General features: G+C 47.0%; 23 protein-coding genes. 11 read left to right on the top strand and 12 right to left on the bottom strand.

Annotated elements, in window-relative coordinates; genetic code table 11:
- Window positions 1-27 precede the first annotated feature (27 nt).
- Window positions 28-1,614 (top strand): iron ABC transporter permease, encoded by a 1,587-nt coding sequence (locus NDI33_RS14550; protein WP_190425308.1) that lies wholly within the window; start codon window positions 28-30, stop codon window positions 1,612-1,614.
- Between the two features lie 346 nt (window positions 1,615-1,960).
- Here NDI33_RS14550 and NDI33_RS14555 read toward each other — a convergent pair whose 3' ends face one another.
- Window positions 1,961-3,202: a hypothetical protein gene (locus tag NDI33_RS14555; protein ID WP_190679041.1), complete on the bottom strand. Its 1,242-nt coding sequence runs from the start codon at window positions 3,200-3,202 to the stop codon at window positions 1,961-1,963.
- Window positions 3,203-3,784: 582 nt separating this feature from the next.
- On the opposite strand from NDI33_RS14555, the gene NDI33_RS14560 reads away from it, so the two are divergent.
- The gene (locus NDI33_RS14560) at window positions 3,785-4,843 is read left to right on the top strand and encodes an ABC transporter ATP-binding protein (RefSeq protein WP_190679043.1); all 1,059 of its coding nucleotides are present in this window, start codon (window positions 3,785-3,787) and stop codon (window positions 4,841-4,843) included.
- A 131-nt stretch (window positions 4,844-4,974) separates the two neighbouring features.
- Here the strand turns inward: NDI33_RS14560 and dacB are convergent, their stop codons facing one another.
- A complete protein-coding gene (gene dacB / locus NDI33_RS14565) occupies window positions 4,975-6,462 on the bottom strand; it encodes a D-alanyl-D-alanine carboxypeptidase/D-alanyl-D-alanine-endopeptidase (protein WP_242033296.1) in 1,488 nt (495 codons plus the stop codon).
- Window positions 6,463-6,822: 360 nt separating this feature from the next.
- On the opposite strand from dacB, the gene NDI33_RS14570 reads away from it, so the two are divergent.
- The 5 genes from NDI33_RS14570 (at window position 6,823) to NDI33_RS14590 (ending at window position 12,800) form a co-directional block, all read left to right on the top strand.
- Window positions 6,823-7,983: a hypothetical protein gene (locus NDI33_RS14570; RefSeq protein ID WP_190679047.1), complete on the top strand. Its 1,161-nt coding sequence runs from the start codon at window positions 6,823-6,825 to the stop codon at window positions 7,981-7,983.
- Window positions 7,984-8,108: 125 nt separating this feature from the next.
- Window positions 8,109-8,747: a hypothetical protein gene (locus tag NDI33_RS14575; protein ID WP_190679049.1), complete on the top strand. Its 639-nt coding sequence runs from the start codon at window positions 8,109-8,111 to the stop codon at window positions 8,745-8,747.
- Window positions 8,748-8,961: 214 nt separating this feature from the next.
- Window positions 8,962-10,044 carry a UV DNA damage repair endonuclease UvsE gene (gene uvsE, locus NDI33_RS14580; RefSeq protein ID WP_242033298.1) on the top strand — a complete coding sequence of 361 codons (1,083 nt, stop codon included), beginning with the start codon at window positions 8,962-8,964 and terminating at the stop codon, window positions 10,042-10,044.
- Window positions 10,045-10,523: 479 nt separating this feature from the next.
- Window positions 10,524-12,071, top strand: a complete 1,548-nt coding sequence (locus NDI33_RS14585) for an alpha/beta hydrolase (RefSeq protein ID WP_190679051.1) — start codon at window positions 10,524-10,526, stop codon at window positions 12,069-12,071.
- Window positions 12,072-12,350: 279 nt separating this feature from the next.
- Complete coding sequence (locus tag NDI33_RS14590; RefSeq protein WP_190679053.1) at window positions 12,351-12,800, top strand: hypothetical protein; 450 nt, start codon at window positions 12,351-12,353, stop codon at window positions 12,798-12,800.
- 73 nt (window positions 12,801-12,873) lie between these two features.
- Here NDI33_RS14590 and NDI33_RS14595 read toward each other — a convergent pair whose 3' ends face one another.
- The 4 genes from NDI33_RS14595 to NDI33_RS14610 form a co-directional block, all read right to left on the bottom strand.
- Window positions 12,874-13,224 carry a hypothetical protein gene (locus NDI33_RS14595; protein ID WP_190410708.1) on the bottom strand — a complete coding sequence of 117 codons (351 nt, stop codon included), beginning with the start codon at window positions 13,222-13,224 and terminating at the stop codon, window positions 12,874-12,876.
- 278 nt (window positions 13,225-13,502) lie between these two features.
- Complete coding sequence (locus NDI33_RS14600) at window positions 13,503-13,928, bottom strand: thioesterase family protein (protein WP_190410709.1); 426 nt, start codon at window positions 13,926-13,928, stop codon at window positions 13,503-13,505.
- Between the two features lie 80 nt (window positions 13,929-14,008).
- Window positions 14,009-15,079: a CHAD domain-containing protein gene (locus tag NDI33_RS14605; RefSeq protein ID WP_190679055.1), complete on the bottom strand. Its 1,071-nt coding sequence runs from the start codon at window positions 15,077-15,079 to the stop codon at window positions 14,009-14,011.
- A gap of 106 nt (window positions 15,080-15,185) precedes the next feature.
- Entirely contained in the window at window positions 15,186-15,899 is a 714-nt protein-coding gene (locus NDI33_RS14610; RefSeq protein ID WP_190430589.1) for a hypothetical protein, read from the bottom strand.
- 454 nt (window positions 15,900-16,353) lie between these two features.
- Here NDI33_RS14610 and NDI33_RS14615 point away from each other — a divergent pair, with 454 nt between their 5' ends.
- The gene (locus tag NDI33_RS14615) at window positions 16,354-16,656 is read left to right on the top strand and encodes a DUF6464 family protein (protein WP_190430588.1); all 303 of its coding nucleotides are present in this window, start codon (window positions 16,354-16,356) and stop codon (window positions 16,654-16,656) included.
- A 118-nt stretch (window positions 16,657-16,774) separates the two neighbouring features.
- Here NDI33_RS14615 and NDI33_RS14620 read toward each other — a convergent pair whose 3' ends face one another.
- Window positions 16,775-17,338 (bottom strand): NUDIX hydrolase, encoded by a 564-nt coding sequence (locus NDI33_RS14620; protein ID WP_190679057.1) that lies wholly within the window; start codon window positions 17,336-17,338, stop codon window positions 16,775-16,777.
- Window positions 17,339-17,381: 43 nt separating this feature from the next.
- Between NDI33_RS14620 and NDI33_RS14625 the strand changes: the two genes are divergently transcribed.
- Both NDI33_RS14625 and NDI33_RS14630 read left to right on the top strand, forming a co-directional pair.
- Window positions 17,382-18,473 (top strand): dipeptide epimerase, encoded by a 1,092-nt coding sequence (locus tag NDI33_RS14625; protein WP_190679058.1) that lies wholly within the window; start codon window positions 17,382-17,384, stop codon window positions 18,471-18,473.
- 38 nt (window positions 18,474-18,511) lie between these two features.
- Complete coding sequence (locus tag NDI33_RS14630) at window positions 18,512-19,561, top strand: DUF1611 domain-containing protein (RefSeq protein ID WP_190679060.1); 1,050 nt, start codon at window positions 18,512-18,514, stop codon at window positions 19,559-19,561.
- Here the strand turns inward: NDI33_RS14630 and NDI33_RS14635 are convergent.
- The 4 genes from NDI33_RS14635 to NDI33_RS14650 all read right to left on the bottom strand — a co-directional run bounded on the left by NDI33_RS14635 (window position 19,551) and on the right by NDI33_RS14650 (window position 24,432).
- A complete protein-coding gene (locus tag NDI33_RS14635; RefSeq protein ID WP_190679063.1) occupies window positions 19,551-21,206 on the bottom strand; it encodes a glycosyltransferase family 39 protein in 1,656 nt (551 codons plus the stop codon). The genes NDI33_RS14630 and NDI33_RS14635 overlap by 11 nt on opposite strands.
- A 543-nt stretch (window positions 21,207-21,749) precedes the next feature.
- A complete protein-coding gene (locus NDI33_RS14640; RefSeq protein WP_190679065.1) occupies window positions 21,750-23,024 on the bottom strand; it encodes a recombinase family protein in 1,275 nt (424 codons plus the stop codon).
- A 164-nt stretch (window positions 23,025-23,188) separates the two neighbouring features.
- On the bottom strand, window positions 23,189-23,548 hold the full coding sequence (locus NDI33_RS14645) for a VOC family protein (protein ID WP_190679067.1): 360 nt from the start codon (window positions 23,546-23,548) through the stop codon (window positions 23,189-23,191).
- A gap of 185 nt (window positions 23,549-23,733) precedes the next feature.
- Window positions 23,734-24,432 (bottom strand): pirin family protein, encoded by a 699-nt coding sequence (locus NDI33_RS14650; protein ID WP_190679069.1) that lies wholly within the window; start codon window positions 24,430-24,432, stop codon window positions 23,734-23,736.
- 522 nt (window positions 24,433-24,954) lie between these two features.
- Between NDI33_RS14650 and NDI33_RS14655 the strand changes: the two genes are divergently transcribed.
- Window positions 24,955-25,275, top strand: coding sequence for a helix-turn-helix domain-containing protein (locus NDI33_RS14655; protein WP_190410721.1), 321 nt, complete (start codon window positions 24,955-24,957; stop codon window positions 25,273-25,275).
- A gap of 16 nt (window positions 25,276-25,291) precedes the next feature.
- Here the strand turns inward: NDI33_RS14655 and NDI33_RS14660 are convergent, their stop codons facing one another.
- Window positions 25,292-26,863 (bottom strand): phenylacetate--CoA ligase family protein, encoded by a 1,572-nt coding sequence (locus NDI33_RS14660; protein WP_190410921.1) that lies wholly within the window; start codon window positions 26,861-26,863, stop codon window positions 25,292-25,294.
- Window positions 26,864-26,991 lie beyond the last annotated feature (128 nt).

Raw genomic sequence — 26,991 nt, forward strand, 5'->3', positions numbered from 1 at the left:
TTGTTAATCCCCATATCGATTAACTGATTGGAGAAAGCAGCTCGACCCCCTTTATTTCTAACTTTAACAGCAGCGGCAGTAGCGATCGCGATCGCTCTGCCTCTGACTTATTTGGTCATCCGGACGGCTGGTGTCGGTGGGGAAGCGCTCTGGGAATTAGTTTCCCGTGCCCGAACTCTCACCATTTTGCTCAACAGTGCGGCAATGGCGGCAATCGTGACCCTGTGTTCGGCATTGATTGCCGTGCCACTGGCATTTTTAACCGTGCGAACCGATTTACCGGGACGCCGATTTTGGCTAATAGCGACTACCTTACCCTTGGCAGTTCCTAGCTATGTAGGGAGTTTTACGCTGATTGCCACTTTTGGGCCACGGGGTAGTTTGTTGCAGTTGTTGCTGGAACCTTTGGGGGTACAGGAATTACCTTCCATCTACGGTTGGCCTGGGGTGATTTTGGCACTCACCTTATTTACCTACCCTTATTTGCTGTTGAGCGTCCGTTCTGGATTGCAAGGAATTGACCCCACCCTGGAGGAAGCCGCCCGCAGTTTAGGTCAAAGCGGTCAAGCTACTTTCTTTCGGGTTATCTTGCCCCAGTTGCGCCCGTCATTGGTGGCTGGGGGTTTATTGGTGGCGTTGTACTCGCTGCGGGACTTTGGGACGCCGTCGTTAATGCGGTTTGATGCCTTTACACGGGCAATTTTTTTGCAGTACAAGGCAAGTTTTAACCGCAATTCAGCAGCGGCTTTGGCGTTGGTATTAGTGGGGCTGGTGCTGTTGATTTTGTGGTTAGAGTATCGGGCGCGATCGCGTGCAGCATACTACAGTCGCGGCTCCACCTCCCAGCGCCCCCCTAAAGTTTTGCTGCTGGGGCGTTGGAAGTGGCCTGCGGTGGCTTTTTGTGCGGTCGTGACAGCGATCGCTTTAGTGCTTCCTATTGGCATTACCGTGTTCTGGCTGATTCGCGGACTCCATAATGGCTACAGCCTTCCGAATCTGGTACCGGCTGCACTCAATTCCATTTTGGCGTCAGGAATTACAGCGGGTGTCGCCACTCTTTTTGCCTTACCTGTGGCAATTTTAGCGGTGCGGTTTCCTGGGCGAATTACTTCAATAATTGAACGCTGTTCTTATATTGGCTTTGGCTTGCCTGGAATTGTGGTGGCGCTGTCGCTGGTATTTTTTGGGGCAAACTACTTGCCACAGTTGTATCAAACCCTGCCGATGTTGGTGTTTGCCTATCTTGTCTTGTTTCTACCCCAGTCGGTGGGAACCGTGCGGGGTTCGCTTTTACAGGTGAATCCGCAGCTGGAAGAATCGGCGCGGAGTTTGGGTAGAAGTTCGTGGCAAACTCTCAGAGAAGTTACGCTTCCGCTGGTGCGCCCAGGTGTTATTGCTGGAGCTATGTTGGTGTTTCTGACGGCAATTAAAGAATTACCGGCTACCTTGCTATTAGCACCGATTGGATTCGAAACCTTGGCTGTAAAGATTTGGAAAGCGACGGAAAATGTTGAGTTTGCTGAGGCAGCAACTGGCTCTCTATTTATGTTATTAGTTTCGATTGGCTCGACTTTATTACTGTTATCTCAAGAGCGCGTGAGGAGTTATAAGTAGGCGGAAATGGTTTGTAGGAGATTTTTTTGACGAACCGCCAAGGACGCGCTAGCGTTCGCGAAGCGGCGCGGATGCACGAGAGAGATGAGCATTAGCACTATAGGACGCCAAGGAAGAGAAGGAAGCGGGTTTCATGAATCACTAAAGATTGCTATCTATATGGTTTTTATCAAATTCAGGTCTTACGCAACTAGCACAGCGATCGCGAAGCGCTGCTGCGAAGCGCAGATCGCATAAGAACACCACGAAAGCGCGATCGCTCAGAAAAACTACGCTATGCCCCGTATGGCAAGGCGTTTCTCCTCATGCACGCGAGCCTTCCTGATGGATGATAGCGATCGCTGTGCTAATCTTTGCGGACATATTGACGGATACGTTGAGCCGTCTCTTCTGCCCGAACTTGTGCGGTTGCCTGCTTGCCACTTTCGGGTTCCCAGTTGTACTCGCGACTGAAATAGTGCTGAATTGCAACCTGTCTGTTGGAAGTCAACACCAAAACGATCTGATAGTTGACATCGTAGAATTTGTCACCATCACCATCTTCTTTTGCAACCAGTCTTCTACTAGGAGTCAGTTGAACCTGAACATCAACAAAATCCCTCAGCGTGTAGGTCTTGACCGTATTACTGTCCTGGGAAAGGATACAGTCGCCTGACCGATCGAAGACCCAAACTTTAGATGATTGCACGTTCGCTTTCAGCCACTGTGCGGTCACTTTTGCGTATGGGTTTGGAGCCACATATTTGTCAATCCAGGTTTGCCCAAATCCAAGTGCCAATTGCCAGGGACGGTAAACTCGACGACTGACCTCATCTGCTATTGGCTGCACTTGTCGCCACTCTGCTCCCTCCCAGGGAGACTTTACAGATGGGTGAGCCTGCCCACACAGACACAGTAACTCGCCCGATCGCATTTCGACAAAGAGCCGCACCTTTGCCCAAGGGCCTACATCTAAAATAACCCGATGAATATCTGAAAAATCATAATGTTCCTGGCGTTGTCTCCACAGACTCCCATATTGGTAAGTCAGTCGATTCTGGGTTTGGTCAATGCAATAAGACTCGATTAATTTAGAGCGGATACTCAAAAGACTGACATACAGCGCGTTGATTCCCACAAGGAAGAACATACCAGGGAGTAACCCAGACCACTGCAACCAGTCCACCTGTGCAATGCTTAAGCGATTTGCTGTAGGGTCTTTTAGGAAGGTGTTGATGCGATCAACACTCTCCTGCGTATTATCCAACCCAGAAGTTTTATATTCCCTTAAAGGAACTTCACCTTCACTGGTTTGTAACAGAACTTGGTAAAATACCCCATCATCTACATTTGTTGTCAACTCCACAGCCTGCAAATTACGAATGGGTGTGTTCTGCCACACCCCCAACCCCAACCAGCCCGGTTTGCTTAACTGACACGTAACCTGCGTCAGTTCTATCCGTTGGCAGTTCAATTTTGCAGGCCCGGTCCAGAGAAGGAATCCAACTCCTATCCCGGTCACGAGAATTTCTCGGAACACACGACCGAAGGACACGTAATTCTGGCGGAGAACTAATTTATTTGGAGACTGTTCAGCAATTTGCGTCATAGCAACTTTGAAGCAAGGATTGAAAATAAGAAATGTTGATGTTTCAGCTTTAGCAACCGAAGACGACTTCTTACAAGAACCTAACAAATTGGTTTTGCCATGCTGGGGCTATCAGCATTGCTACAGGCATCAGAGCTTCTGTTTAATTTAATACGCTTCGCTGGTGCTATATATTTGTTCTTAGGAGTACAAATGTTGATGAGCAAGCAGCAGGTTCAGTCATCGAAAACGGTTACTCCAATTGTTTACCGAAGACTTTTCTGGACTGGATTGGTCACCAGTATCACTAATCCAAAGGGAATTTTATTCTTCTTTGCATTCCTGCCAGAGCTTGTTGTTACCACTACAGGTCCCGTACCATTGCAAATGTTTGTCGTAGGGTTGACATTCAGGTTCTCAGGAGAAAATTAGTTGCTCAACTCAGGCGTCCAGCGTTAGCCATGTCCTTGGCCTAATTGTGGAGATGCAATCTGCGCTTCGCAGCAGCGCTTCGCTATCGCATGTGACAGTTGTGTAAGTCCTGAAATGATTTGTTGTGCCAAAGAGATATTTAATCAAGCCGCCTATTTTAGATTTTGAGTTATGCAATCACCGGCAATTTTACGCTTACAGAATGTAACGAAGCAGTTTAGCCAAAATACAGTTCCGGCTGTTGAAGATGTAACGTTGACTTTGCAGCCAGGGGATTTGTTAGGATTGCTGGGGCCATCTGGCTGCGGTAAAACTACACTGTTGCGGCTGATTGCAGGTTTTGAACGACCTTACCGCGGAAGCGTGGAGATTGCGGGGCGAACGGTTGCTGATTCCCGTTGTTGGGTGCCGCCAGAGCATCGGGACGTGGGAATTGTCTTTCAAGACTATGCCCTGTTTCCTCATCTGAGTGTGGCGGAGAATGTTGCTTTTGGGTTGCAACAGTTGAGTAAACAGCAGGTCAAGGAACGCACGCAAGATGCGATCGCGCTTGTCGGTCTGCAAGGATTAGAAAAGCGCTATCCTCACGAACTCTCTGGCGGTCAGCAGCAACGGGTTGCCCTCGCCCGTGCCTTAGCACCGCGACCCAAGTTGGTTCTCCTCGATGAACCTCTGAGCAATCTCGATATCCAAGTACGTTTGAGGTTGCGCGAAGAAGTGCGAGAGATTCTCAAGGCAATTGGCACTTCAGCAATTTTTGTCACCCACGACCAGGAAGAAGCACTTGCCATCTCTGATTGGGTGGGTGTTATGCGTCAAGGACATTTAGAGCAATTGGGCACACCGGAAGATATCTACACCCACCCCGCCTCGCGGTTTGTTGCCGAATTTGTTACTCAAGCCAACTTCCTTCCCGCCCAACGCCAAGGTCATCTGTGGGAAACAGAAGTCGGTTGTTTTGATGTCGCCCATAACGGACGGCAAGACTCTACTTCTAGCCTCACCGGCGAACTGATGATTCGCCAGGAAGACTTGATCCTACAGCCATCTCCTGATGCATCGGTTGTCATCCGAACCCGACGGTTTTTAGGGCGCGAGTACCGATATTGCCTCCAAACTCCCTCTGGCAAAGAACTCCACGCTCGCACGATGACTGATACCGCCTTGCCGGTAGGAACGCGAGTGCAGCTATCGATTGCCGGTGATACCGTTCGAGTTTTTCCCAACTAAAACTCCCGATAAATTAGGGAAATTGCTCATAGCCCCCTTTTTAAGGGGGTTGGGGGATCTCCAAATCCGACCCGGCGAACTGGGCTTGGTCGGGGCTTTTTGATTGCCATGCCCCTACAGATGTATCGCACTCAACAGCGACGCAAGCGAGTGAGTAGCAGCACAATTTCGTCCATCGCCTGCCGTATCATTGGGGCAGATTGGTCCGATTGATTGACGAGAATGCTAAAAACAATCGTTTGATACTCTGGATGATTCATATACCCGGCTAAGGAAACCGTTCCACTCATCGTTCCTGTCTTCGCTTGCACAATGCCTTGGGCTGGAGTATTTTGAAAGCGACTTTTTAGGGTGCCGCTGACACCGGCAACCGGGAGAGAGGCGCGGTAAATGGCGGCTTCTTTGGTTTGCGCGATCGCTTCGAGAGTCTGCACCAGTGCTTTTGGACTCACTAAGTTATGACGAGACAACCCGGAACCATCAGCCATCACGTAACTGTTGGGATCGACGCCTAATTCCGTTAAAGCTTGTTTAACAGCCGCCAACCCCATTGCAGCCGAATTTTCTGAAGGCGGGGTTTCCTCGCCTTTGCTGGCGGCACCCAGGGTTCGCAATAAAGCTTCTGCGTAGAGATTATTGCTGTTTTGGTTCGTCTCCATCAACAGAGTCTCCAACGGCGGCGACTCCACAGCAGCTAATTCCCGTTCGTCCCCCCTTTCTCTGCCAGATCCCACCTGCGACTGTGCGACAGGAATCCCCGCAATTACTAAAGCCCGCCGGAAGTGCTGCAAAAAATACTGGGCGGGGTCGAGAACTGCCACACCCAAGGATGCAGGTTCGGCACCCGCAGGCAGCTGACCTTTAATCTGTAATACGGGTTTCCCCAGTACAGCGCTAACGGCGATCGCTGCCGGTGATTTCGCTTCAGATGTCACCGTATTATTTTCAATTCGCCATTGCGCGATCGCAATTGGATCGATCCAAGCGGTTTGTAGCGGTTGCCCAGGCGATCGCGGTGATAGGGTCAGCACGGTAGCATTTTGATTCAAAATTAAACTATTAACGGGTACCGCATAAGGTGCCTGTAGATCGCCCCATTCCCAACTGGGATTTACTGCCTGTCCTTGAAAGTAATCATCCTCGACAATTAGCTGCTGCACCTGACGAATTCCCTGGCGCTTTAGCTGTTGTGCCAAACTTCTCACCTGGGTATCGCTAAAACTGGGGTCGCCTCGTCCGACAACGCGCAATTCTCCCCCGTTTGTGCCATAAACTGAGGTGCGAATCCGAAACTGAGAACCTAATTTGTTTAAAACCGCTGCTGTTGTCAACAGCTTTGTATTCGATGCGGGGATAAAGTAACGGTCTGGTTCGCGGCTGTAGAGGGTGCGTTCTGGAAATTTTGAATTTGTCGATAATGGTTCTATTAAAATTCCCCAACGAGTACGAGAAAATTCCGGACGGTTGGTGACAGCTTCAATCGCGTTTCCTAGTTGGGCAGGACAAACCAACGCAGGGGATTGGGGTTTTTCTGCTTGAGAAACCTGCTTTGAATTTATCGAAGAATTCGGAGAAACAGTGGGATTATTTGCCCTTGCCGCTTCCTGCCAGGATACCAATTGTGTGTTTAGGAGCAACAAGAAACCCAGGCATTTACTGATTTTAGTAATTTTTAGGAATAAGTAGGGGCGTGGGAAAAACCTAAAAATAGATAAACTTGTTTTTTTGGAACTACAGATTTTTTTATGCTGGGATAAGCTGATACTTTCTTTTGACAACCTACTTACCATTCAGATTTTTCCGAATAAAACTGATTTGTTACTGAAAATATTACCTTAGATAGGTGCAAAGCACAATTTGGTTTAGCAATAAAAATATTTCTAATGGTAGAGCTTATTGAGTCTTGAAAAGTGAATAAAATACAGAATAATCATAGCTTTTTTTGTATTTACAACCGAAAAAAATAGGTACTTATAATCATGGCACTTCAAGAGCGCGATTTTGAGAAAAGCAATCGCCATACAGAGGCACCCCGTCGGAACAACGGAAGTAAATATTTTTTGGTTGCTCTATTAAGCGCACTTTCGACATTGGGTTTAGTTGCTGCTGGTTGGTGGTTGTATCAGCGAATGCAGCAAGAAAATGCGATCGCTCCCGCAGAAGTTCCAGTGACGACCGCTAGCCCTACTGTCAGCTCAACCATTAGCCCCACCGTCGCCCCAACTGCTCCCGTCGCCCCAGTCGCCCCAGCGCCCAGCCTTGGCATTCAACCCGGTCAATTTGTTGAGCCTGCTTTAAGCAACAAAGGGCAGGTAGAATTAATCGCCGTCCGCAGAATTCTCGGTGCGCCTGATGAAGTCAGCGTGGATATGCGAATTAATCGTCTTGCAGACGATGTGGTGGGAGGAGACCTGATTAATGTCGGTGGGACAACTGCCCGGAATCCGATCACCAGCGAAACTTATCAAGCACTCGATCCCTTGAAGCGTTCATCAGGAACGGTTTCTTTATATCAGATGCGCCTGGGGCAACCGCAAGAAGGCTATGTCGTGCTAAAAGTCCCCGCAGGTGTTAGCACCCTCGATATCTATGTCGATCAAACGCAGGCGTTTAAAAATGTGCCGATTGCGGATGCGAACACCAGCCCAGTGGGTGGAACCGCCCCCGCTTCCCCAGTACCCACCATCGCGCCATCGCCCCAAGCTCAAGCACCTGCAACCACTGCGCCAGCTGCGCCAGTGCCCAGCGCTGACATTCAACCCGGTCAATTTGTACAGCCTGCCTTGGGCACCAAGGGGCAAGTAGAGTTGCTGTCTGTGAAGCGAATTCAAGATCCCGATTCCAGAAACCGCGACGTGGTAAACGTGCAGATGCGCGTCCGACGTCTGTCAGCGGATCGAGTGGTTGGGGGTGACATCATTACTGTGGGCGGAACCACTGGGCGGAATCCAGAGACGAGCGAAACCTACAAAGCCGTTGACTTGATTAATCGCTCGACGGGAACCGTTTCTTTGTTCCAGCTGCGCCCACAAGCGTCAGCAGATGCCTATGTCTGGCTGAGGGTGCCAGAAAACGTCAATTCTATTGACCTCTACGTGCCGGAGGTACAGGCATTTAAGAATGTGCCCATTTCTAAATAGGAGGGAATCGGTAATGGATCGTGGAGATTTGTCAGTCATTATTCGTCCATAATTATGAGTCTTTAGTCATTTGTTCTGAGTTCGTTGGTACTGACTCACGATCCATTACCCCTTACCAAAACGGTATGAGCAATTTTTTATCTGGCATCGCAGTTGTACTTTCAATTTTGGCGATTATTGGCAGTGGCTTCAGTGCCTATCAAGTTTTTGAACTGCGGGAGGAACTCAACGCGATCGCTAATTTAAAAAGCGGTTCGACGCCTATTGGAGAGCCAATATCTAGCCCAACACCAGATGCAGACAGCACTCCCACCGTCAGCCCTACTAGCGCCGCCTCTCCAGTGCCTACTTCGACTGACGCCACCAACACCAACGCCAAAATTCAACCAGGGCAGTTTGTGCAACCGGCTTTTAACAGCAAGGCACAAGTAGAATTACTCTCGGTAAGACGCGTTGCCGATCCAGAAACGGGATCTCGGAATGTCGTAAATATGCAGTTTCGGATTCGACGGGTTGCAAGTCCGACCGATCCAGATATAGATGTTTTAAACCCATCTGCAATAACTGCCCGCAATCCGAATACAAACGAGACTTACAAGGCGGTTTCTCCTAAACGTGCGACTCCTTCGGTGGATTTTGGCAGCATTGGACAAGGTGCCTCAGCCGATGCCTATGTTTGGCTACAAGTTCCGCAGGGAATCAATACGTTAGACATTTATATTCCCAATACCCAGCCATTTAAAGGCGTGCCGGTTTCTAATTAATTTAGCGAGTGTAAATGCAAAGTTCGGATAACATGGCTCGTTAAACAGCGAGATTGTAGAGACGCAATTCATCGCATCTCTACGCAGCGAAAATTCTCGCGTCTTTTTACGAACAAAACTGGATGGAGTCTTATTAAATTTGTCAGATATTTTTTTAAGAAACCGCTTTGGCGAGCTAAATTTTTGAAACCAAACGAAGACTAAGGATAAAACAATGATGATAAGCAATCTGCCTAACCGGACAAACGCGCATTCCACGTCCACAAAATCACCACCCCAATTGGGGTTGGTGTGCATCACAACGTCTGACAAAGTGCGTTACCGCGCCCTCACGCGCAAACGACTATTGCAACTAGAAACAGCGGAACAGCAGCAAGTGTTGCGGGAATTGTATACGGACAATTTGCAACGCCTAAATAATGCGCTGGATTTCTGCGTAGAAAATAATCTCCGGCTTTATCGACTTCCCTCAGGGATATTTCCTTTTGCCGATACCGATCTGGGTAAGGCGGTGCTGGAGGAGTTTACGGAACAGGTAAGAGCAACAGGCGATCGCGCAACGGTTCTTGGTATCCGATTAGTCGTACACCCGGATCAGTTCGTTGTCCTCAGTTCTGATACACCCTCTGTCATTGAGAACAGTATCAAGATTCTGCAAATGCACGCCCGGAATATGGATTTATTGGGGCAGCCGCGATCGCCTTGGGCGATGATGGAGATACATGGTGGTAAGGGCGATCGCGCTGAGCGACTGATCCAAGTCATCCGCGATTTACCCGATGAAATTCGCTCAAGATTAGCCCTAGAAAACGACGAATACGCCTATAGCGCAGCCGAAATTCTCGCTGTTTGCCAGGAAGCTGGCGTGCCAATGGTCTTTGACGCCCATCACCACGTTATTCACGAAAAGCTGGACAGCTACGAACATCCCAGCATCGCTCAGATGAAGGCAGCAGCGCGGACGACTTGGCCCGTCCCAGAATGGCAGCTAGTTCATATCTCCAACGGGCGGGAATCGTTTGGCGACCCGCATCATAGCGATTTTATCACCGTGATGCCCAGTGCCTACTGCAACGTTCCCTGGATTGAGATAGAAGCGAAACTGAAGGAAGAAGCGATCGCGAAACTGCGAGAAGAATGGTCGCCTGTCTTCGGCACCGCACCCCCACCCAAACCACTAGAAGAAAAGCCACTGGACAAGGTTACTCAACCGAAAACTCAGCAAAAAAAACGCACTTCTAAGAAAGCTGAACAACCCAAGGACAAAGTTTTGAGTTCAAACTTGGACGGCGACTAATATTTCTTTGCAAACCTTGGCGTTGTCCTTGGCGTACCTTTGCGTTGAATATTGCAACTTAATTTGGTAGTCCTAAACAGGTAATGATGCGTTGTAGTAATGCACAAAATACCAAATTGCCCAGAAGTGTTGAGTTATCTTTCAACACTTCTGCCAGTTTTTAAGAAAATTTGTCCCGTCACTCATCTTTATAATTATCGCAACAGATATAGAAAAAAGATTATAGAACACGCCAAATAAGGATTTTAGCCAGGTTCAATCAAGTTGAACCATCAAGTTGAAATAGATGTCTTGCAAACTGTCATTTAGCTGACATAATTTTAGAATTTATAATTATAGGATTGACTCAAAACTTACAATCAAGTTTATTAATCTTAGAGTATCTTGTTGCTTGTTTTATGATATAGAAATCGCAGCGGTACCGATAATCAAGGGCATCTGATACCACTTGACACGCACTACCAGAGGCAAAGGCTGATATGGGATTTGAGAGAACGCATTCATTCCAAAAGCAGAAGTCTTACATATCACAGCCGACGATTCAGTTGAGAAGTCGCCCGTTTGCGGCTCCCATACAGATGAAGCCGAAGGAGCAACAGACACCAGAAGAGTTAGCGAATCAAGCTTTTAATCAGAACAAGTTTGAAGCTTTTGGACTTCAGCTCAAGGAAGAGCGTGGCACCATCACCCCTGTCGAGCAGGAACAGTTAGGTCTGTTGCAAGCGAAAATGAATGATTACTGGGAGCAGAACCAGGAAAGGGCATCGCGAAGCGGATTTGACTTTTCTAAGGTTGCGGTTACTTTGCCTGGGGAACAAGCTGCCCCACAAATCCAGCCTATGGGTCGGCTAGGGACACCTGGAGTGCAACTGGGGGGAAAGCGATCGCCCTTGAACTCTTCGCAACAGTTGTCAGAACCACCAATACAGGCAAAGTTGACCATTGGGGAGCCAGGAGATAAGTATGAGCAGGAAGCGGATCGTGTTGCGACTCAAGTAATCAATCGCTTAAACTCTCCAACAACCTTGCAACCTTCACTGGGAAAAACTGTACAGCAAAATAGGGGAGCTATTCAGCGCCAGTTACAACCACAGCCTAAAGGAAAGTTAGTTACTCATGTGAATCATAGCCCTACACTCCAGCGTGCGAAAACAGTAGCAAATGATGTAGCTGGTGTAGCCCGGAATGAGCTTTTTGGGGACGAGACCGCTCGTCGTAATACCTTGGGTGGGGGATTAATAAATCCTAACGCTATCGCTACGCAAGCGGTTTCGATTCAAAGCACCAATGGAAATACTCTTACAGGAAAACTCTACAGACCTGTTGGTGGTGGAGCAAACACAACAGTTCTGACTTTATCGGGAAGTGGGAGTTCAGCAGAGGACTATATGACAAAGATTGCTCGTGAGTATGTTCCTGCTGGGGCACAAGTTTTAGCTATAAACTATCGAGGGTTTGGAGACAGTTACAAGACCGTCAATGGACCCGGTGGCGGCGGGGGCGATCCAAGCGAAGCCGGACTCTATGAAGATGCCGAAGCTATGTATGACTATGTGAGAAATACATTGAATGTCCCATCAACTGACATCATTGTTCATGGCTATTCGTTAGGTAGTCCAGTAGCTGCTACTTTAGTGAAGCGAGTTATGAAGAGTCGGGGCGAAAACGTGAAAGCTTTGATTTTAGACCGGGCAATGCCAAGCACCTACAAAGCAGCAAAAGCGAAGGGTAGCAATGAAGTAGAGGCACGTATTGGTCAAGCTTTAGCAGGCGACATGGATACGAAAGCAAAACTTAAAAAGATATTGAGTTTGGCGGGAGGAGCCAATTTACCTATACTCTTTACAAGCGGTGGAGCAGCAGACGTATTATCTGCTGAAGATCAGGCACTTGCAGCTTGGGCAGGGCAAAATAACAAGTTTGGCAACAATGCGACCTCTGTTGTAAATCCGAATGCTGATCACGAAGATCATCGGCTAATTATGAATATGCTAATTCCTGAATTACAAGTGCAAGGGTTAATCTAGAGGTCGATGTCAAACAAAATTTCATGTATTGAAATAAATTCTCAATAAAAAACGTGGTACAAAAGAAAGAATTTCTGCAATTTTCTAACGGAATCTAATGTGAAATTCTCTTTTTAGGTTCAATAACGCAATTGATAGTTATCTAAATCCCTGTACATCGGCAACTGTCCATTAAGCATTCCTATCCACCAGGACTCAAGAATCGCTGAAATTGTCCTGTTTATTGCATCTCATGAGTGATACTCACAACTAACCTCTAAAACATCAATCAACACTGCCATGCTCAACCTGTCCCCCAAATTTTCAGTGGCGATCGCTATTGTCACTCTTGGTTCTGCTGCGATCGCAACCAGTCAAGCCCAAGCGTCTATCGTTACCTATGACTTCACGGTTAATGTGACTCAAGGGTCATTAACCGGACAATCATATAGTGGAACGTTTAGCTACGATGATTCAACCTTAAAAGGCACTGGAGTTGAAAAATTGGGCGTTGCTCAGGGCTTAAGAGTTTGCATGAATTATTTCGGACGCAATTACTCAGAAACGAGCGATCGCGACTATCCAAAATTTCCAACGCTTGTGTTTAAAAACGGCGATATCAACCATCTAGACTTTTGGATACAGCCGCAAAAGCGTGTTGTCTGGTGGAACTTACCTGGATGGGAAGTCAATTTATCAAAGAGACAAGCTGGTGCTGACGTTCCAAATTGCGCTAAGTCTAATCCCTAATTATTACGCCATTTGTCATGAGTCATTAATCCGTAGCAAGGGCTAATGACTCACGAATCAATTACCCAAATAGCTATTTGCTATCGCCTTGACCTGTTACTTTCTCAACCAGTTCTTTGGCTCCTTCAACTAAGCCATTCTCTGCCTGTGGCCCTTTGTTTGCTTTTACACTTTCGTTGTAAATCTCATCCTGCTTATCTGGATTCCGAGCTTGTTCTGCGGCTTCTTCGTAAGCTTCTTCTCGAAAACTAGCGTCTTCAGTAGGGTCTGAAGTACGGTTAATATTTGCACTTGAGCTTGTCGCTGCATAAGCAGGCTGATTTGCAAAAATGAATAAATTGGAGAGGCTAAGCAAACTCACCGTAACCAGAATCAAAATACTGTTGCGAAATGCTTGCCCTAATGCTGAAAAAATGCGCTGCATTATTTAATTCTCCTTGTTGTTGTATTTCGTAGAATCTGGCAATACGCGAGAATCGCTGACCATCAAGGTCATTTATAGAACCAGTGGTCAATTGATTAGACCAGAGAGATTCTACGGGTATGGCGATCGCGCACCCTTCTGCCGCAAGATATATTCAAGGAGTCAAAATAATTAAAGATTGTTACAAGTCATAGGTCATGGGTCAGTAACAAAGAATGCATGACCCATAACGATGGACTGGTGACTAATGACTTAATTAGCCTTAGACAAGGGATTTTTTATTCGGATACCGCAGACTCAAACAATTGCCCAAAGGCATCTAGGATCTGCTTAGGGATGGCTCGCGGACGCATTGCGGCAAGATCCACCCACACCCACAACGCCTCTGCTGTCACTAATAGCGGAGCTTCTTCCTGTTTGCGGATTTCATAGCGACGGATGGCACGGGTTCCTTGAATTAGGTGCAGCCAGGTGGTAATTTCTAAGCGATCGCCTGCAACAGCAGAACGCAAATAGTCTATCTCGATCCGCCGCATTACAAAGCCGCCGCCGAGTTCCTGGTAGACTTTCTGGTTAAAGCCGAGATGTTCATCGTGTTCGACTGCTGCATGTTCTAGGTAATGCTGATAGACTGCGTTGTTAACGTGCCCCAAGGAGTCCATCTCGTGGTATCGCACGCGCAGTCGGCTTATGAACTTTTGCATCCGTTAATCAGAATATTTTTTCCAACTTTCAGGCTAGCCCATCGTTTTACAGAATAAAAGCTCCTTTTGCATCCCTAAAGCTATGTGCCAAAACCGATACCGCTAGTCCCATCTTTTAAGCCACTTTGTTGATTCTTGTGTTCTTTCGTGTGTTCATTTTTCGGTTCATTGTCAGTATCACTTTCATCGCGCGGCTGCAACAATGCCAAGTGAAAGGCTTGTCGTGTTTGGGAATTTAAGTAACGCTCTTGTAGGGGTTGCCACTCTTCCCAAGCTTCATAAACAGTTTGATCTAGCTGTTCAGTTAGCGTCGGTAGTTGATGTTTGAGCTTGGAGTGCAAGACATCACTCAGAACATCTACTAAAACAACGCAGTCTTGAATTTTTCCCAAAGTTTCCTGAACTGACTTTACGTCTTGCAGATAACCTGCATAAGCAGGGCCATAGAAGTCAGAAAATAGTTCCATTTGGTAGCGCACGCGCTTGGCTTCTTTCCGCAAGCTGTGGAGAACTTCTCCCTCATCTGCTAAAAGTCGCGATACAGCTGATTGTTTTAGTTCTTTACCTTCAATCTGTCCTGCTTTAAATTCAACTCCTAGCAACCAACCTGGATGGAGCAATAACTGACTTATCTCTGGCAACAGTAAATCTGGCAGAACCGGCTCTACCGGCATCTGAGCAATTTCTTGATAAGTCGGATGCTTCAACCACCCTTGCAACGATTGCTTGAGTTTGTTGTATTGCTGATGCTCTAGGGTATCCCGGACTTGTTCTAGCGCGTGCTGGCGCTGTTTATCTAGAGCATTCATCGCCTCTTTTAAAGATTTCTGTTCTTTAGAGGGTAAATTCGGATGGTAACGATTTTTTAGGGCGTCCTGAAGCACGTCTAAATCCCGCAAACCGCCAAGACGATGACCAATTTTACCAATCTTGTTTTCTTGAGCTGACTTGGGAAGATCCAGCGCGGGTGCAAAACCTTTTACCGCCGAACGTAGACGACGAATTCCCACGCGCATCTGGTGTAACGCTTCTGGATCTTTGTCTTTGATAACATCAGATTCGTGCTTAATCGTTTTTTGAAAGTGTTTTTCAATCGCTAGGTATGCCCAGTCTCCTAAAGTCTTGGCTTTTTCTTGAGTATGCTTTTTCATGACAATATTGGCTCTAAACGCGATGGATTGGATTAGTTAATAGCAGGACAGGGTTGAGTTGAACGGTTAAAGTACCACATTTCCACCCAGGTTTTGGTATTGGAGCCTATTGCATCCAGGGAGTATTTGTGATATGACCCGGATAGGAAACCCACAAGTCGTATCGGGTTACGGCTTCGCCAGTTTGTAGGTTTTTGAGGAACGGCTTGCCAGTCCAGATTTGGCAGCTACAGAGGTTTTTTACTTCCTGAATCTCAAAAAATTCAGCTTCGGCGGGTTGCAGTCGAAAAAACTCAATATGCCAATGAGCGGGTTCAACGGCAACATGAGTAGTAGAGGAAGTCTTTTCAGTTAGCTGGGAATTTCGATTATCAAGCTGAATGGCGCTGGGGAGAAAATCGATATCCAGCACATAAGATTCAAACCCATGCTGTCGGGCAAATTCTATGATTTGCTGCCAATCATAGATGGGTTTTTGCTCTCCCTGCTGGGGAGTATCGTCTCCAAAGCAGTAACCGCCAAACAGCCAAACCAGTTTTGACAGGATCGATTCTACACGGAGGCGATCGCTTCTTAAAAGTTCTATATCTTCCGGTAGCAAGATGCGCCCCGGAACACACCACCAATATTCCCAGAAAGTATTCGCATCTAACGAAACTATCCGCTTGACGACTCCCGGAATGCGATCGCGTTGTTGGATGTGACGAATTTTTTCCTTAGATGCGCTTTGTCCCGAAATCGGCAAATCTCGATTTGCTGCTAGGGGATGTTCGGGCGCGGTCGTCATTTCTTGGGGGAAAAAGGAGTCGAGGTTCAGCACGGATATTCTCTCACTACACCTAATGCAGTGTTCCATTCTAGATCCTAGAATAGGCTCTTGGATCTAGAGATTTGTATACCTTTGGTTGAATAAGTTTAAGCTTCATTGGCTCTCTTTCGAGATAGAGGGAAATCACGCTAACCTTAAAAATAGAATGGTTAGTGTAGCGGTACGCTCCTTGCAGACTGAAGACTAAAGAATAGACGTTAATAACTTCCATCAATTAGGAATGTGGCGTTTCAGACCACTCAACCTAGAGAATGTCTGGAAAGTTATAATCGAGATGCTTAAACGGCAAAGCGAATTTAGCCTTAACTTGAACAATAGAGAAACCCATTATTCGCAAAGTTTCAATGGGTAGTGCATAAGCTAAACTGACTTTACAAATACTTACGGCTACCTACTTATATGAATCGGGTAGAATTGTATAAGGATAAGATGAAGGGATAAGCGTGTGTTAGAAATTCTCCTCATTTTTGTTGTTAGTCTAATACCAGGGCTGCTTTCAGTGTGGCACGTTCGCAGGATAGAAGCACGAAACATGGCGGGTTTGCAAGCAGCGATGCGGAGGATAGAAGCTCGGCAAATGCAAAGAATGCAAATGCCTTCAGATCAACATTACATTGAAGGCGTGGGTTATTTAATTGGGGATATTACTTGTCAGTTTAATGCTCATTCGGCTTACATCCGTTGTGCAGTAAATCCCTTTGGGCCTTGCCAAGAATGTTCTCATTATCAATCTAGAGAATACAATTAAGTTAAATCAATAAAAACATGAATCTGTCTGAGCTGGGAATGGACACTAGAAAAATATTAGTAAAATTTAGCTAAATTACCCTTATCAGCTTTTAGAAATTTAGATTATTTGTATCAACTTACTGAGCAGCTCGACAAGATAAAAAATTCAACCCTAAGAAAATAGCAGCAATTGTTCCAGAAACGCAAATTTTCCCCTGGGCAATTGTTTCTATAACTTCTGAAACAGGAATCAAGACAACTTCAATATCTTCGGTAACATCTAGCCTTTGTTGACTAGCTAAATGAACATTTTCAGCTAAAAACAAATGGATATTATTTGTATCTTTTGGCGGATTATCATATAAAGTTGCCAATTGAATGAGTTGCTCGGCAACATATCCCGTTTCTTCTTCTAATTCTCTGGCGGCGGCTACAACACTATCCTCTTCCTCTGGATGAAAAGCACCCGCAGGGAGTTCTAATAAAATTGCTCCGACGGCATGACGATATTGCCGCACAAAAACAATTTCTTTTTGCTGAGTGATTGGTAAAATAACAGCAATATCAGGTCGAATATTTACAAAAAAGTCATCAACGATTTGCCCGTTGGGTAATTCGACTTCATCTTGCCTAACTTTACACCATTGATTATTTATCACCATTTTAGAATTTAAAATTTTCCACTTGCTAAGGTTTTTCATAAACTAATCCAAAGTAGATTCAAAAATCATAAAGCATACAACAATGCAGATTAGCGTAGAAACCTTTACAGTAAACAAGCGATTTCCTTTAACCATCAGTCGCGGCACGACAGCGCAAACCATGAATGTGTGGGTACGCGCGATCGCAGAGGGGATTGAAGGCTGGGGGGAAGCTTCGCCTTTTTCCATTGGAGTCGGACAACCGCGACAAACCACAGAGATTCTCTTGGAGGCATTGCAAGGCATCGCGCCGCTGTTGGAGGCATATAGCCCTTGGGAGAAGCAGAAAATTGAGGAGGTGTTGCAAACAGCGCAAATCCCTTCTGCGGCGTGGGCGGCAATTGATATGGCGTTGCACGATTGGCAGGGAAAGCGTCTAGGATTACCGTTGTGGCGTCTGTGGGGGTTGGATCGAGATCGGATTGTTCCCATCTCCGCAACGATTGGGATTAATTCCCCATCTGGGGCTGTACAGCGATTGCGCGACTGGCGGCAGGTGACAGGGGCAAATGTTTTGAAGGTGAAATTGGGTAGTTCCGAGGGAGTTGAAGCGGATCAAGCGATGCTGATGGCGATTCGGGAGGCAGCACCGGATGCTCAGCTAAGCGTCGATGCCAATGGGGGTTGGAGTCTGGAAGACGCTGTGACGATGTGCAGTTGGCTGGCAAAGATGGGCGTCAAGTATGTGGAACAGCCGCTGGGACGAGAAGCAGAAGTCGGGATAATGGGGGAATCATCGTTTAAGGAATTGTACACGCGATCGCCTCTACCCATTTTTGTCGATGAAAGTTGCTTTACGAGCCAGGATATCCCGCAACTAGCAGACCGCGTTCATGGCGTTAACATCAAACTAATGAAATGTGGCGGCTTAACGGAAGCGATTCGCATGATACATACAGCGAAAGCTTGTGGATTGCAGGTAATGTTCGGTTGTTATTCTGACAGCGCCATTTCAAATACGGCGGCGGCACAACTCTCCCCCCTAGCGGATTATCTAGATTTAGATAGTCATCTGAATCTCATCGACGATCCTTTTAGCGGCGCATCCATACAAGATGGGCGATTGCTACCCAACGATTTACCCGGATTGGGAGTTATCAGAAGGACGGAGAATATTAGCGAAGCAGCGCCTTAGTGCTGGATAAATTTCTGTTCCCTATTTTCTAAAAAGCTGTGCATTTGACATCTAAACATCGAGTCGCAATTCTGCTACATGAAGGGATTCGCGGCATCCACGGCAAGACCGGACTGGCGCTATTGCGCTACAGTGAAGCGCTAGTAGTGGCAGTCATCGATCGCCAGTGTGCGGGAGAGTCGTTGCGGGAATTGACAGGTATCCCCCGCGAGGTTCCGATTGTCCCTTCTCTGGAAGAGGCGCTAGCTTATACACCCGATATCCTGGCGATTGGGATTGCACCGCCTGGGGGTGCCCTGCCAGCCGAATGGTGGCAGGAAGTAAAACAAGGGATAGCAGCGGGGTTGTCTATCGTCAATGGACTGCATACTCCAATGGCGTTCCATCCGGAGATCCAGACATTGTTGAAAAATGGGCAGTGGATTTGGGATGTGCGTCAGGAACCCGCAGGATTAAAGATAGGAAGCGGACAAGCGCGCTCGCTCGCTTGCAAACGGGTTCTCGCTGTCGGCACAGATATGGCAATCGGCAAAATGTCAACCTGTTTGGAACTCAATAAAGCCGCATTGCAGCGCGGTTTGCGTTCCAAGTTCCTAGCTACAGGTCAAGCGGGTTTAATGATAGCGGGGGATGGCATCCCGCTGGATGCCGTACGGGTTGACTTTGCTGCGGGTGCTATCGAGCAAATGGTGATGCTGTTTGGCGAAGAGCATGAAATTCTGTTTGTGGAGGGGCAAGGTTCCTTGTTGCATCCCGGTTCAACTGCAACGTTGCCACTGATTCGGGGGACTCAGCAGACGCATCTGGTGCTGGTACATCGAGCGCAACAAGCAACCATTCGCAATCATCCCCATGTGCCCATTCCGCCGCTGCCACAGGTAATTCAGCTTTACGAGGCAGTGGCAGCGGCAGCCGGTGCATTTGCGCCAGTGCGAGTGGTCGCGATCGCCCTCAACACCGCCCATCTTGACGCTGATACTGCACAACGAGCGATCGAGCAGATACAGGCAGAAACAAAGCGTCCCTGCACCGATCCAGTCCGCTTTGGTGCTGACACACTATTAGATGCCGTAATGTCTAATCTTTAATCTGGGGCTTCTGACTCTTCGCTGGTTTGACGGCTGCCGGTTTCGTAATCAGCAGCCAACCCTCCGCCTGATTAATCGCTTTTACCGGCTTTAAATTCAGCTGCTTAAAGGTGGGTTGGTCAAGTAAAAAATAAGGTTGAGCGTCACCTTTCCAACGTTGCTGGAGTTCGGCATCCGTTGCGGGGATGACTTGGCGATCGCTATAAAAATTCAGAGAAGGACGACCATGATCGTAGGATGTGTAGATTGGCTTATTGATGGGAGTTTTGCGCTTAATCATCGCGGCAACGGGTTTAACCGGATAGGCTTCTGCGAGTTCCCAATTCCAGTGTGGCGATGTCATGAGTAGCAGTAGCGTTACATACGTACCCCAAAATAGCAGTGGAATAAATTGCAGGTCTTTTTGATAAATCAAAACTGCCGTTATCAATAAAGTCAAAGCAGCCGATGCAAACACCAGTTGCAAATTCCAGTTCGGTTGGGGGCCAAACGCAGCAAAATAAAAACTACCGCTTAGCGCCGCTAAACCCATGACTGTCAAAAGCGGTACCCAAGAGCGGGGATAGGATTTCTTACTCGGCGCATTCCAAATTTCAGCAAGCTGGGCACCTCCCAATAAAGCCACTGCTGGGTAAATCGGCAGTACATACCAGGGAAGCTTTGTTCCCATCACCGAAATGGCTACTAGATAAACACTCATCCACACCAGTACCAGTTTTGCCCAGCTCATATTGCGATTTTCCCAAGCAAGGCGCAATCCTTGGGGCAATAAGAATAACCAGGGCCAACCGTACTTTAAGATTTCCAACAGATAGTACCAGGGGGGACCCGCGTGATTCTCGACGGGTGCCCAAATCCGCTGCAAGGATTGACTGAAGATGCCGGTGTTTACGAAAGCCTGCCCGTAGTGGAGAAATTGGGCACCATACCAAGCGGCAACTGGCACACTGCCCAAGAGCAAACCAATCCAGAAATAGAGGGAAGTTAACAGTCTGGGAGTATCCCAAGCTAAAAATACCAGGGCAATATTTAAAAGTAATAATCCCATCATGCCTTTAGTCAGGCAAATCAACCCAAACCCGATACCGGCACCGAGAGCGTAGCGCAAGTTTCGACGCGATCGCAACACGCACCACATCATGAACAGGAAAAAGCACAGCACTGCCCCATCCAGCATCGCCAGACGCCCATGACGCACAACGGGCAGTAGCGTTAAGTAAATCAAAGCCGAGAAAAGAGCTGGAAGGCGTCGCCGGAATAGTTCCCGTCCAATGCCATACAAAAGCGGCACACAAGCTGCACTCAGCAGCGCCCCAGGTAGGCGCGTTGTCCACTCATTTACACCGCCGATTGCGTAGGCACCAGCAATCAGCAGATGCATCAAAGGTGGTTTATTGAAATACTCCGTACCTCCCAACGTTGGATACAGCCATTTCAAAGAATCAAACTTTGCCTGCCAAATCTCACGAGCAACCTGGGCAACCGTTCCCTCATCCCAATCCCGTAAAGGCAGCACGCCCAGATTGATTCCAAATATCAGGATAGCCGCTAGGAATAACCCTAAGACCCACAGCCTTTCCACCCATCTATCAGCCCCTATAATCTTCTTTTTTGAGCGACCCCACGCAAAAGTTTGACGATCCATATTTAACAAAGCCCGTGGTATTTAGCGGCAATCCAACTTCATTCCCTGCGATTTCTCTAACTTAATCATCTGACTAAAATCACAAGGTAAGTTTCCATGTCCTTATGAAGTTTGCATAACTCTATAGAATAAAGCCGGATTTTCTATCTTAAAGTGACCGAGGAAAACTCTCGCCATGCCTGCCCTAACCCTGTAGGACAATCTCAGGGTTGGATACACTCGCAGCGTTTAGACTCAGTTTTATAGCGGTTAGACGCTCGTTGCGTTCCGAATTATAAAATTTATACCAGTAGTGAGAGTCATACGGAAAGTTTTTTTAGTCATCTATCAGCACATTTAGCATCGCCACCATGCAAGTGTAACGCCGACTTACTCTGTTCGCGTAAGTGTTGCTAGCGTACGTGTTGCGGCTTTGTGAAGAGCAAGCGCACTCCTCAACGATTCGGGAAGGCGAGATAACTGACTGCTGTGAGAAGCCGGGAATTTGAAGTGCTGGCTCACAGCTCAAATAGAATTGCGATCGCAACACTTTATCGTTAATCGCTAAAAGATGAAAACTAGCTGGATCTCCCAAGATGAATCCTGGCGGTTAATTTCAATCTGGCGAATAAATTCTCGAAAGTAGAATCGTCGCTCTGATTCTGACAAATCTAGCCAAAATTGTGAGATAGATACAGCCTGCGCGATCGCTTGTAAATCTACTGGCGGCAGACTCGCCATCTGCGATTGCAATTGAGAGATTTCTGTGCGTAGCTTGTAGGCGCGTAACTGGGCAGTTTCTGAATCTAAAATGCCATTCTCTGTAAGCGTCGGCAACTGAGCTAAGATATCTTGCTTAGCGGCAATTTCATGGGTAATCGTGCCCTTAATTCCATCCATATTGGGAACATTCACCGCCGCTACTGCACGGGGTAAATCTTGGCAGATTCTCTCAATCGTTTGCTCCAATACTTCCTGATAAGAAATAGCCCGACATTTGGGCTGTTTAAAGCACTTGGTTGGGCGCAGATAAAGATATTCTCCCTGTTTGCGGGAGGCGGTAACGCGGGTAATCGTCATTGGCGACTGGCACTCCCTACAAACCACTAATCCCGCTAGAGAACGGTTTGCACTAGCGGTACGAGGAGGCAAACGGCGGTTACGGCGCAGCAAGCGGTCAATTTGCGCGGCTTCTTCCCTAGATACGATGGCAGCATGGGTATCAGAAAGAATCTCACCATTTTTATACGCAGTGTCACCCCGATAGACTGGGTTCGTTAGCCAGCGTTGTCCAGTAGAAGCGGAAATTTTTTTGGCGTATTTCTTTTCTAGATACCGCACTGCACCGCGTAAAGAACCATACAGCAGAAATTGTTCAAAAAAATCTTTGACGACCGGCGCGGCGCTGCGGTCTAGGATATAGCGGTCTTTACCTCGTCGGTAGCCATAAGGAGCTTTTCCAGGCGCTGGCGACGCTTTGAGCCGCCGCTGAGCGTGTCCTTGACGGATGCGATCGCTGCGCTGCCGATTCTGAATTTCTTGCAGGAGTTGCAGGGGTGTCTGATGATACGCGACTGACTCGGTAGTAATAATTTGAATGCCGAGGGATTCGAGATCGAGGATGCGATCGCATACTTCTTCCACCGAGTTTCCCAATTCTGCCAGTCGTCGGATTAATAAATAATTAGCGGGTTCTTCTTTACAATCTTCTAACAGCTGTCCTAGTTGTTGACGTTCCCCTAAATCTTGATAAACGCTATCTATTTCCCAACCCCACATCAAGGGATCGGGTGCAACTTCAAGCAACGGGTCAGTATAGGAATATGCAATGATTTTCATTGCACAATTATGTACCAAGCTGCCAGGAGCAGCCTGAAGAGTTTAATTTTAGCTTGTGTAGGTAGGCTTCGTTTCTGTAGCCCCACGCTTCTATCGTGCAGACAGGTCTTCGCAATTCGCAGGATGCTCCCAAAGTGCCCTGATTAGGATTCATGATTGACAGCTCATTCACCTAACTCAATGATGTTGCCATCAGGATCTTGAGTAAACAGCGCAGCGCGACCAGAAGCGCTCATTTGTAGGGGGTAGTTGTGAGCCATAAGCTTCTCCTTAGCAGCGTCTAAGTTGGCGACCAAGAAGGCTAAATGCCGATTCCGACCTAATTTCTCAGAATTGACTAAATCTGATGGTATAGAGTCGGCAACAATCAGATGAATTTGAAACTCGCCGACTTGATACCATGCGCCGGGAAATTTCAGCACTCTATCCACCTTCGATAATCCCAACACGTTCCCGTAAAATTGCTCGGCTCGTTCCAAGTCAGAAACGAGAATGGCTGCATGGAGACATTGAGTAATCTGCATTGCTAGTTATACTTTTGCCTGTAATCATACCATTTTTACCTGGAGGTAAACGAATTCCTTAGAACCAAAAAATAAGTAAGAGAAATCGAGCGATCGCTTGATTTCTCTTACTTAAAGAACTGTCTACTTAAAACCCATGACCGGAATCATCGTCTTCGCCTAAAGGGTATATAAACCTTCGGCTGTCATGCCAAATCGAACAACAGGAATTCCGTGCTATTTTTGGCTTCTATGGCTATCTGGTTTTCGTCACTGATTGCAGCGCCATCTCCAGCAGCCAGTGGCTTACCATTCAAACTGATATCGCCTTTGATAACTTGCAGCCAAGCATGGCGGTTAGGGTTGATTTGATAATTAACCTGCTGTCCAGCATCGAGCAAACTTGCGTAGAGATTGGCATCTTGGTGGATAGTAACCGAACCATCTCGACCATCTTGAGAAGCAATTAAACGGAGATTTCCGTGCTTTTCTTCAGCCGAATACATTTTCTGCTCGTATCTAGGTTTTAATCCCTTTTGATTAGGCGTAATCCAAATTTGCAGAAAATGCACTAAGTCAGTTTTAGAATGGTTATATTCGCTGTGCGTAACTCCTGTACCAGCGCTCATAACTTGCACTTCACCAGGAAGAATAATGGAGCTGGTTCCCATGCTATCTTTATGCTCCAAAGCACCTTCTAGTACGTAGGAAATAATTTCCATAGCTCGATGAGAATGTGTCCCGAAGCCTTGGTTCGCTTGCACTCTATCTTCGTTAATTACGCGCAGAGTTTTAAATCCCATGTGCTGGGGATCGTAATAGTTGGCGAAAGAGAATGAGTGATAGGAATTGAGCCAGCCATGATCGGCATGTCCGCGTTCTTCTGCTTTCCGAATTGCAATCATTTTCATCTCCTATTTAACTTAAATGCCAGCGGCTAGAGCCTAGAGTTATCCTGGTTGTAGAGAGGCGATTTATTGCGTCTCCCTTCGCAGACTAAAAAAATGGGATCTGTTGCCAGTTGGTGCAAGTAAAATTTATTTAGACAGGCTACGCTTTTGTCATGAAGAATACTAAACTTTACTGTGCGAACCATCACAAAACGGTGGATTTCTGGTGTACTTCCACTGGCATACTGCTACCTGTTTTTTGTCTTTCATTACAAACTTTACAGGGGGGGATTCCGTGTTTTGATGGGAACCATCGCCATAAGGTTGATTGTGAGATTGACCGCAACTGCACCAAAATTTAAGTACCCGATTCAAGCGCAAGCAGGATAGGTTTTGTATCAACAATAACGGGTTCACTCATTTTGCTTGTCCTTGGCTTTCTTGGGTGTCTTATTTTTGTATATTTATAGTTTAAAAAATGTAACCATAAAGTGTAAAGTATGCACTTTAAAGTAAGATAGTACCCAAAAAGATACTATGGAAGCTAAAAGCGAGAATTTTGAAAGGAAGACTTGTCCAGCAGAAACTACCTTAAAAGCAATTAGCGGACGCTGGAAGCTTTTGATTGTGGCAGAACTATGGTCAGGCGTTAAACGGTTTGGGGAACTGCAAAGAGGGCTGGAGGGAATCACTCAAAAGATGCTCACGCAGCAACTTAGAGAAATGGAAGAAGACGGAATTATCCATCGTCAGGTTTATCCGCAGATTCCCCCAAAAGTGGAATATTCTTTGACCCCTTTAGGAGAAAGTTTGAAACCGATTATTCAGGCAATGCACGAATTAGGCACGCAATTATAGAAATTATTGGCAGAAATTATTGGCGAGTATAGCGATGCTTCACCCCAATCGGAAAATATTCTGGATCGCCGGTGGGAGTTAAGGTAACTTGCGGCATTTGGTAGGTTGGGGGGACATAGTTTGCAAACTCGCTGTTGAGGCGTTGTAGCTGGGACAAAATTGAAGATGCGATCGCTTCCTGCTTGTCTTCACTGGCTTCCACTTGGGGCGCTAACTCCACAACCACCGACAGGAAGCGGTTTTTATCTGCATCTTCCTGAACTTGCATGACAAACTTACCCGTCACCCACTCTCGAATCCTGGGTTGTTCTAACCCCACCGTCACATTTTCCGGGTAAATATTTGCGCCGAAATAGGAAACCGTGAAATTAGACCGTCCAAACACATAAACAAACGGTAAGGGAGGAATTCCTCTTTGTGTAGCCCGCGCCGCCGGATTGAGTTCGGGTAGCCCTAAACCGGAGGTTTCGGGATGAGGAATGGCACTTTCACCTTGCAACGCCGCGACTGGATCGAAGTCCCATTCTGCTAAAAACTGGAGCATTTCATCGTAAGGGATTAAGCCTCCCGTATCGGAGATATGATAGCGGATCAGCGGAATCCCGTTATCGCCGGAAAACAGCAATGTGCCCTCGTGAACCTCGAAAAAGCGACTCAGTGGGTCATACTGTACCAGCGTTGGCAAGCGAGATTCTCCAAATAATGCCTTAGCAGCATCTGGATGTTCTGCCAGAAATCGACGGATGCGGATACTCAGCGGGGTTTCGTTGCCCAAAACGCCTGCATCGGCTGTCCCATAAAGCGAAGCAGAGTCATAACAAGGATTTTGAGAACCGACTCTTTCTCCGACAAGATTGCGCCATTCTTCGCTAAAGACTTCTCCCGCAAACACCATTTTGATGTGATATTGCTGCCACTCCACACCCCGCGCTATGCCACTATCAATGACATCCTTCAAAAATGGTGGATATCCCAGCAGCACCACTTGCTCAAATGCAGAACCCAGTTCTTGCACGACTCGAAATATCTCTTCTTTATTATTGCCAGGAGTAATCACTGTAATCGGGTATCCTTTACTGGCGAGATAGCGACAGCAGTTTGCTGTGTATATTCCCCCAACCCAAGTCCCTAAGGTAAAGCAGATGACAGCCAAGGTGCGGCGGGTATCAGCCTGAAAACTATCATGAAATATCTGTTCAAAGCGAATCGCGATTTGCAGTTCATCCGTGAGGAAACGAGGCCAAAATGTCGGCTTTCCCGTTGAACCGGAGGAAACAGCAATCGTATCGCACGCTTCTAATTGTCCATTGCGGCACAAGTCTGCAAGGGAGTGACGCAACAGGTAATTTTCTTTGGTAATGAAGGGAAGTTTTTGGAAATCTTCAAAAGTTTGTATCGAATCCGGATCGATACCTTGTTCCTTCACAAAAGCTTGGTAGGCGGGGACACTCGCAGAAACCTCGTGGAATAATTGCATCGTAGCGGCTTCTGGGGAGGTGCTGCGATACTGTTGCAGCCGCCACTGGAGGGGAGTACCCAGGAACGATTGAAAAGCGGTGAGTACCCGTTGACGTTGTTCTTCTAGCATTGTCCTCCCTCTCAGTTTTGTATTTAAGATCAGGCTAACGTAGGGAAGGCGATCGCTTTCAATCGCTTTCATCAATCGCATTACTTGGTAGAATCTCGGTCAATTTGTTATACCGTTACTGGATCTTC

The sequence above is a fragment of the Trichocoleus sp. DQ-A1 genome (genome assembly GCF_039961955.1).
Taxonomy (GTDB): domain Bacteria; phylum Cyanobacteriota; class Cyanobacteriia; order Cyanobacteriales; family FACHB-T130; genus FACHB-T130.

Excerpts from the sequence above, each read along its gene's own strand:
- NDI33_RS14555 (WP_190679041.1), bottom strand. The coding sequence starts at position 3,202 with ATGACGCAAATTGCTGAACAGTCTCCAAATAAATTAGTTCTCCGCCAG.
- NDI33_RS14625 (WP_190679058.1), top strand. The coding sequence starts at position 17,382 with ATGCAGATTAGCGTAGAAACCTTTACAGTAAACAAGCGATTTCCTTTA.
- NDI33_RS14570 (WP_190679047.1), top strand. The coding sequence starts at position 6,823 with ATGGCACTTCAAGAGCGCGATTTTGAGAAAAGCAATCGCCATACAGAG.
- uvsE (WP_242033298.1), top strand. The coding sequence starts at position 8,962 with ATGATGATAAGCAATCTGCCTAACCGGACAAACGCGCATTCCACGTCC.
- NDI33_RS14595 (WP_190410708.1), bottom strand. The coding sequence starts at position 13,224 with ATGCAGCGCATTTTTTCAGCATTAGGGCAAGCATTTCGCAACAGTATT.
- NDI33_RS14605 (WP_190679055.1), bottom strand. The coding sequence starts at position 15,079 with ATGAAAAAGCATACTCAAGAAAAAGCCAAGACTTTAGGAGACTGGGCA.
- NDI33_RS14650 (WP_190679069.1), bottom strand. The coding sequence starts at position 24,432 with ATGATTGCAATTCGGAAAGCAGAAGAACGCGGACATGCCGATCATGGC.
- NDI33_RS14635 (WP_190679063.1), bottom strand. The coding sequence starts at position 21,206 with ATGGATCGTCAAACTTTTGCGTGGGGTCGCTCAAAAAAGAAGATTATA.
- NDI33_RS14560 (WP_190679043.1), top strand. The coding sequence starts at position 3,785 with ATGCAATCACCGGCAATTTTACGCTTACAGAATGTAACGAAGCAGTTT.
- NDI33_RS14645 (WP_190679067.1), bottom strand. The coding sequence starts at position 23,548 with ATGCAGATTACTCAATGTCTCCATGCAGCCATTCTCGTTTCTGACTTG.
- NDI33_RS14640 (WP_190679065.1), bottom strand. The coding sequence starts at position 23,024 with ATGAAAATCATTGCATATTCCTATACTGACCCGTTGCTTGAAGTTGCA.
- NDI33_RS14660 (WP_190410921.1), bottom strand. The coding sequence starts at position 26,863 with ATGCTAGAAGAACAACGTCAACGGGTACTCACCGCTTTTCAATCGTTC.
- NDI33_RS14655 (WP_190410721.1), top strand. The coding sequence starts at position 24,955 with ATGGAAGCTAAAAGCGAGAATTTTGAAAGGAAGACTTGTCCAGCAGAA.
- NDI33_RS14620 (WP_190679057.1), bottom strand. The coding sequence starts at position 17,338 with ATGAAAAACCTTAGCAAGTGGAAAATTTTAAATTCTAAAATGGTGATA.
- NDI33_RS14590 (WP_190679053.1), top strand. The coding sequence starts at position 12,351 with ATGCTCAACCTGTCCCCCAAATTTTCAGTGGCGATCGCTATTGTCACT.
- NDI33_RS14575 (WP_190679049.1), top strand. The coding sequence starts at position 8,109 with ATGAGCAATTTTTTATCTGGCATCGCAGTTGTACTTTCAATTTTGGCG.
- NDI33_RS14585 (WP_190679051.1), top strand. The coding sequence starts at position 10,524 with ATGGGATTTGAGAGAACGCATTCATTCCAAAAGCAGAAGTCTTACATA.
- NDI33_RS14600 (WP_190410709.1), bottom strand. The coding sequence starts at position 13,928 with ATGCAAAAGTTCATAAGCCGACTGCGCGTGCGATACCACGAGATGGAC.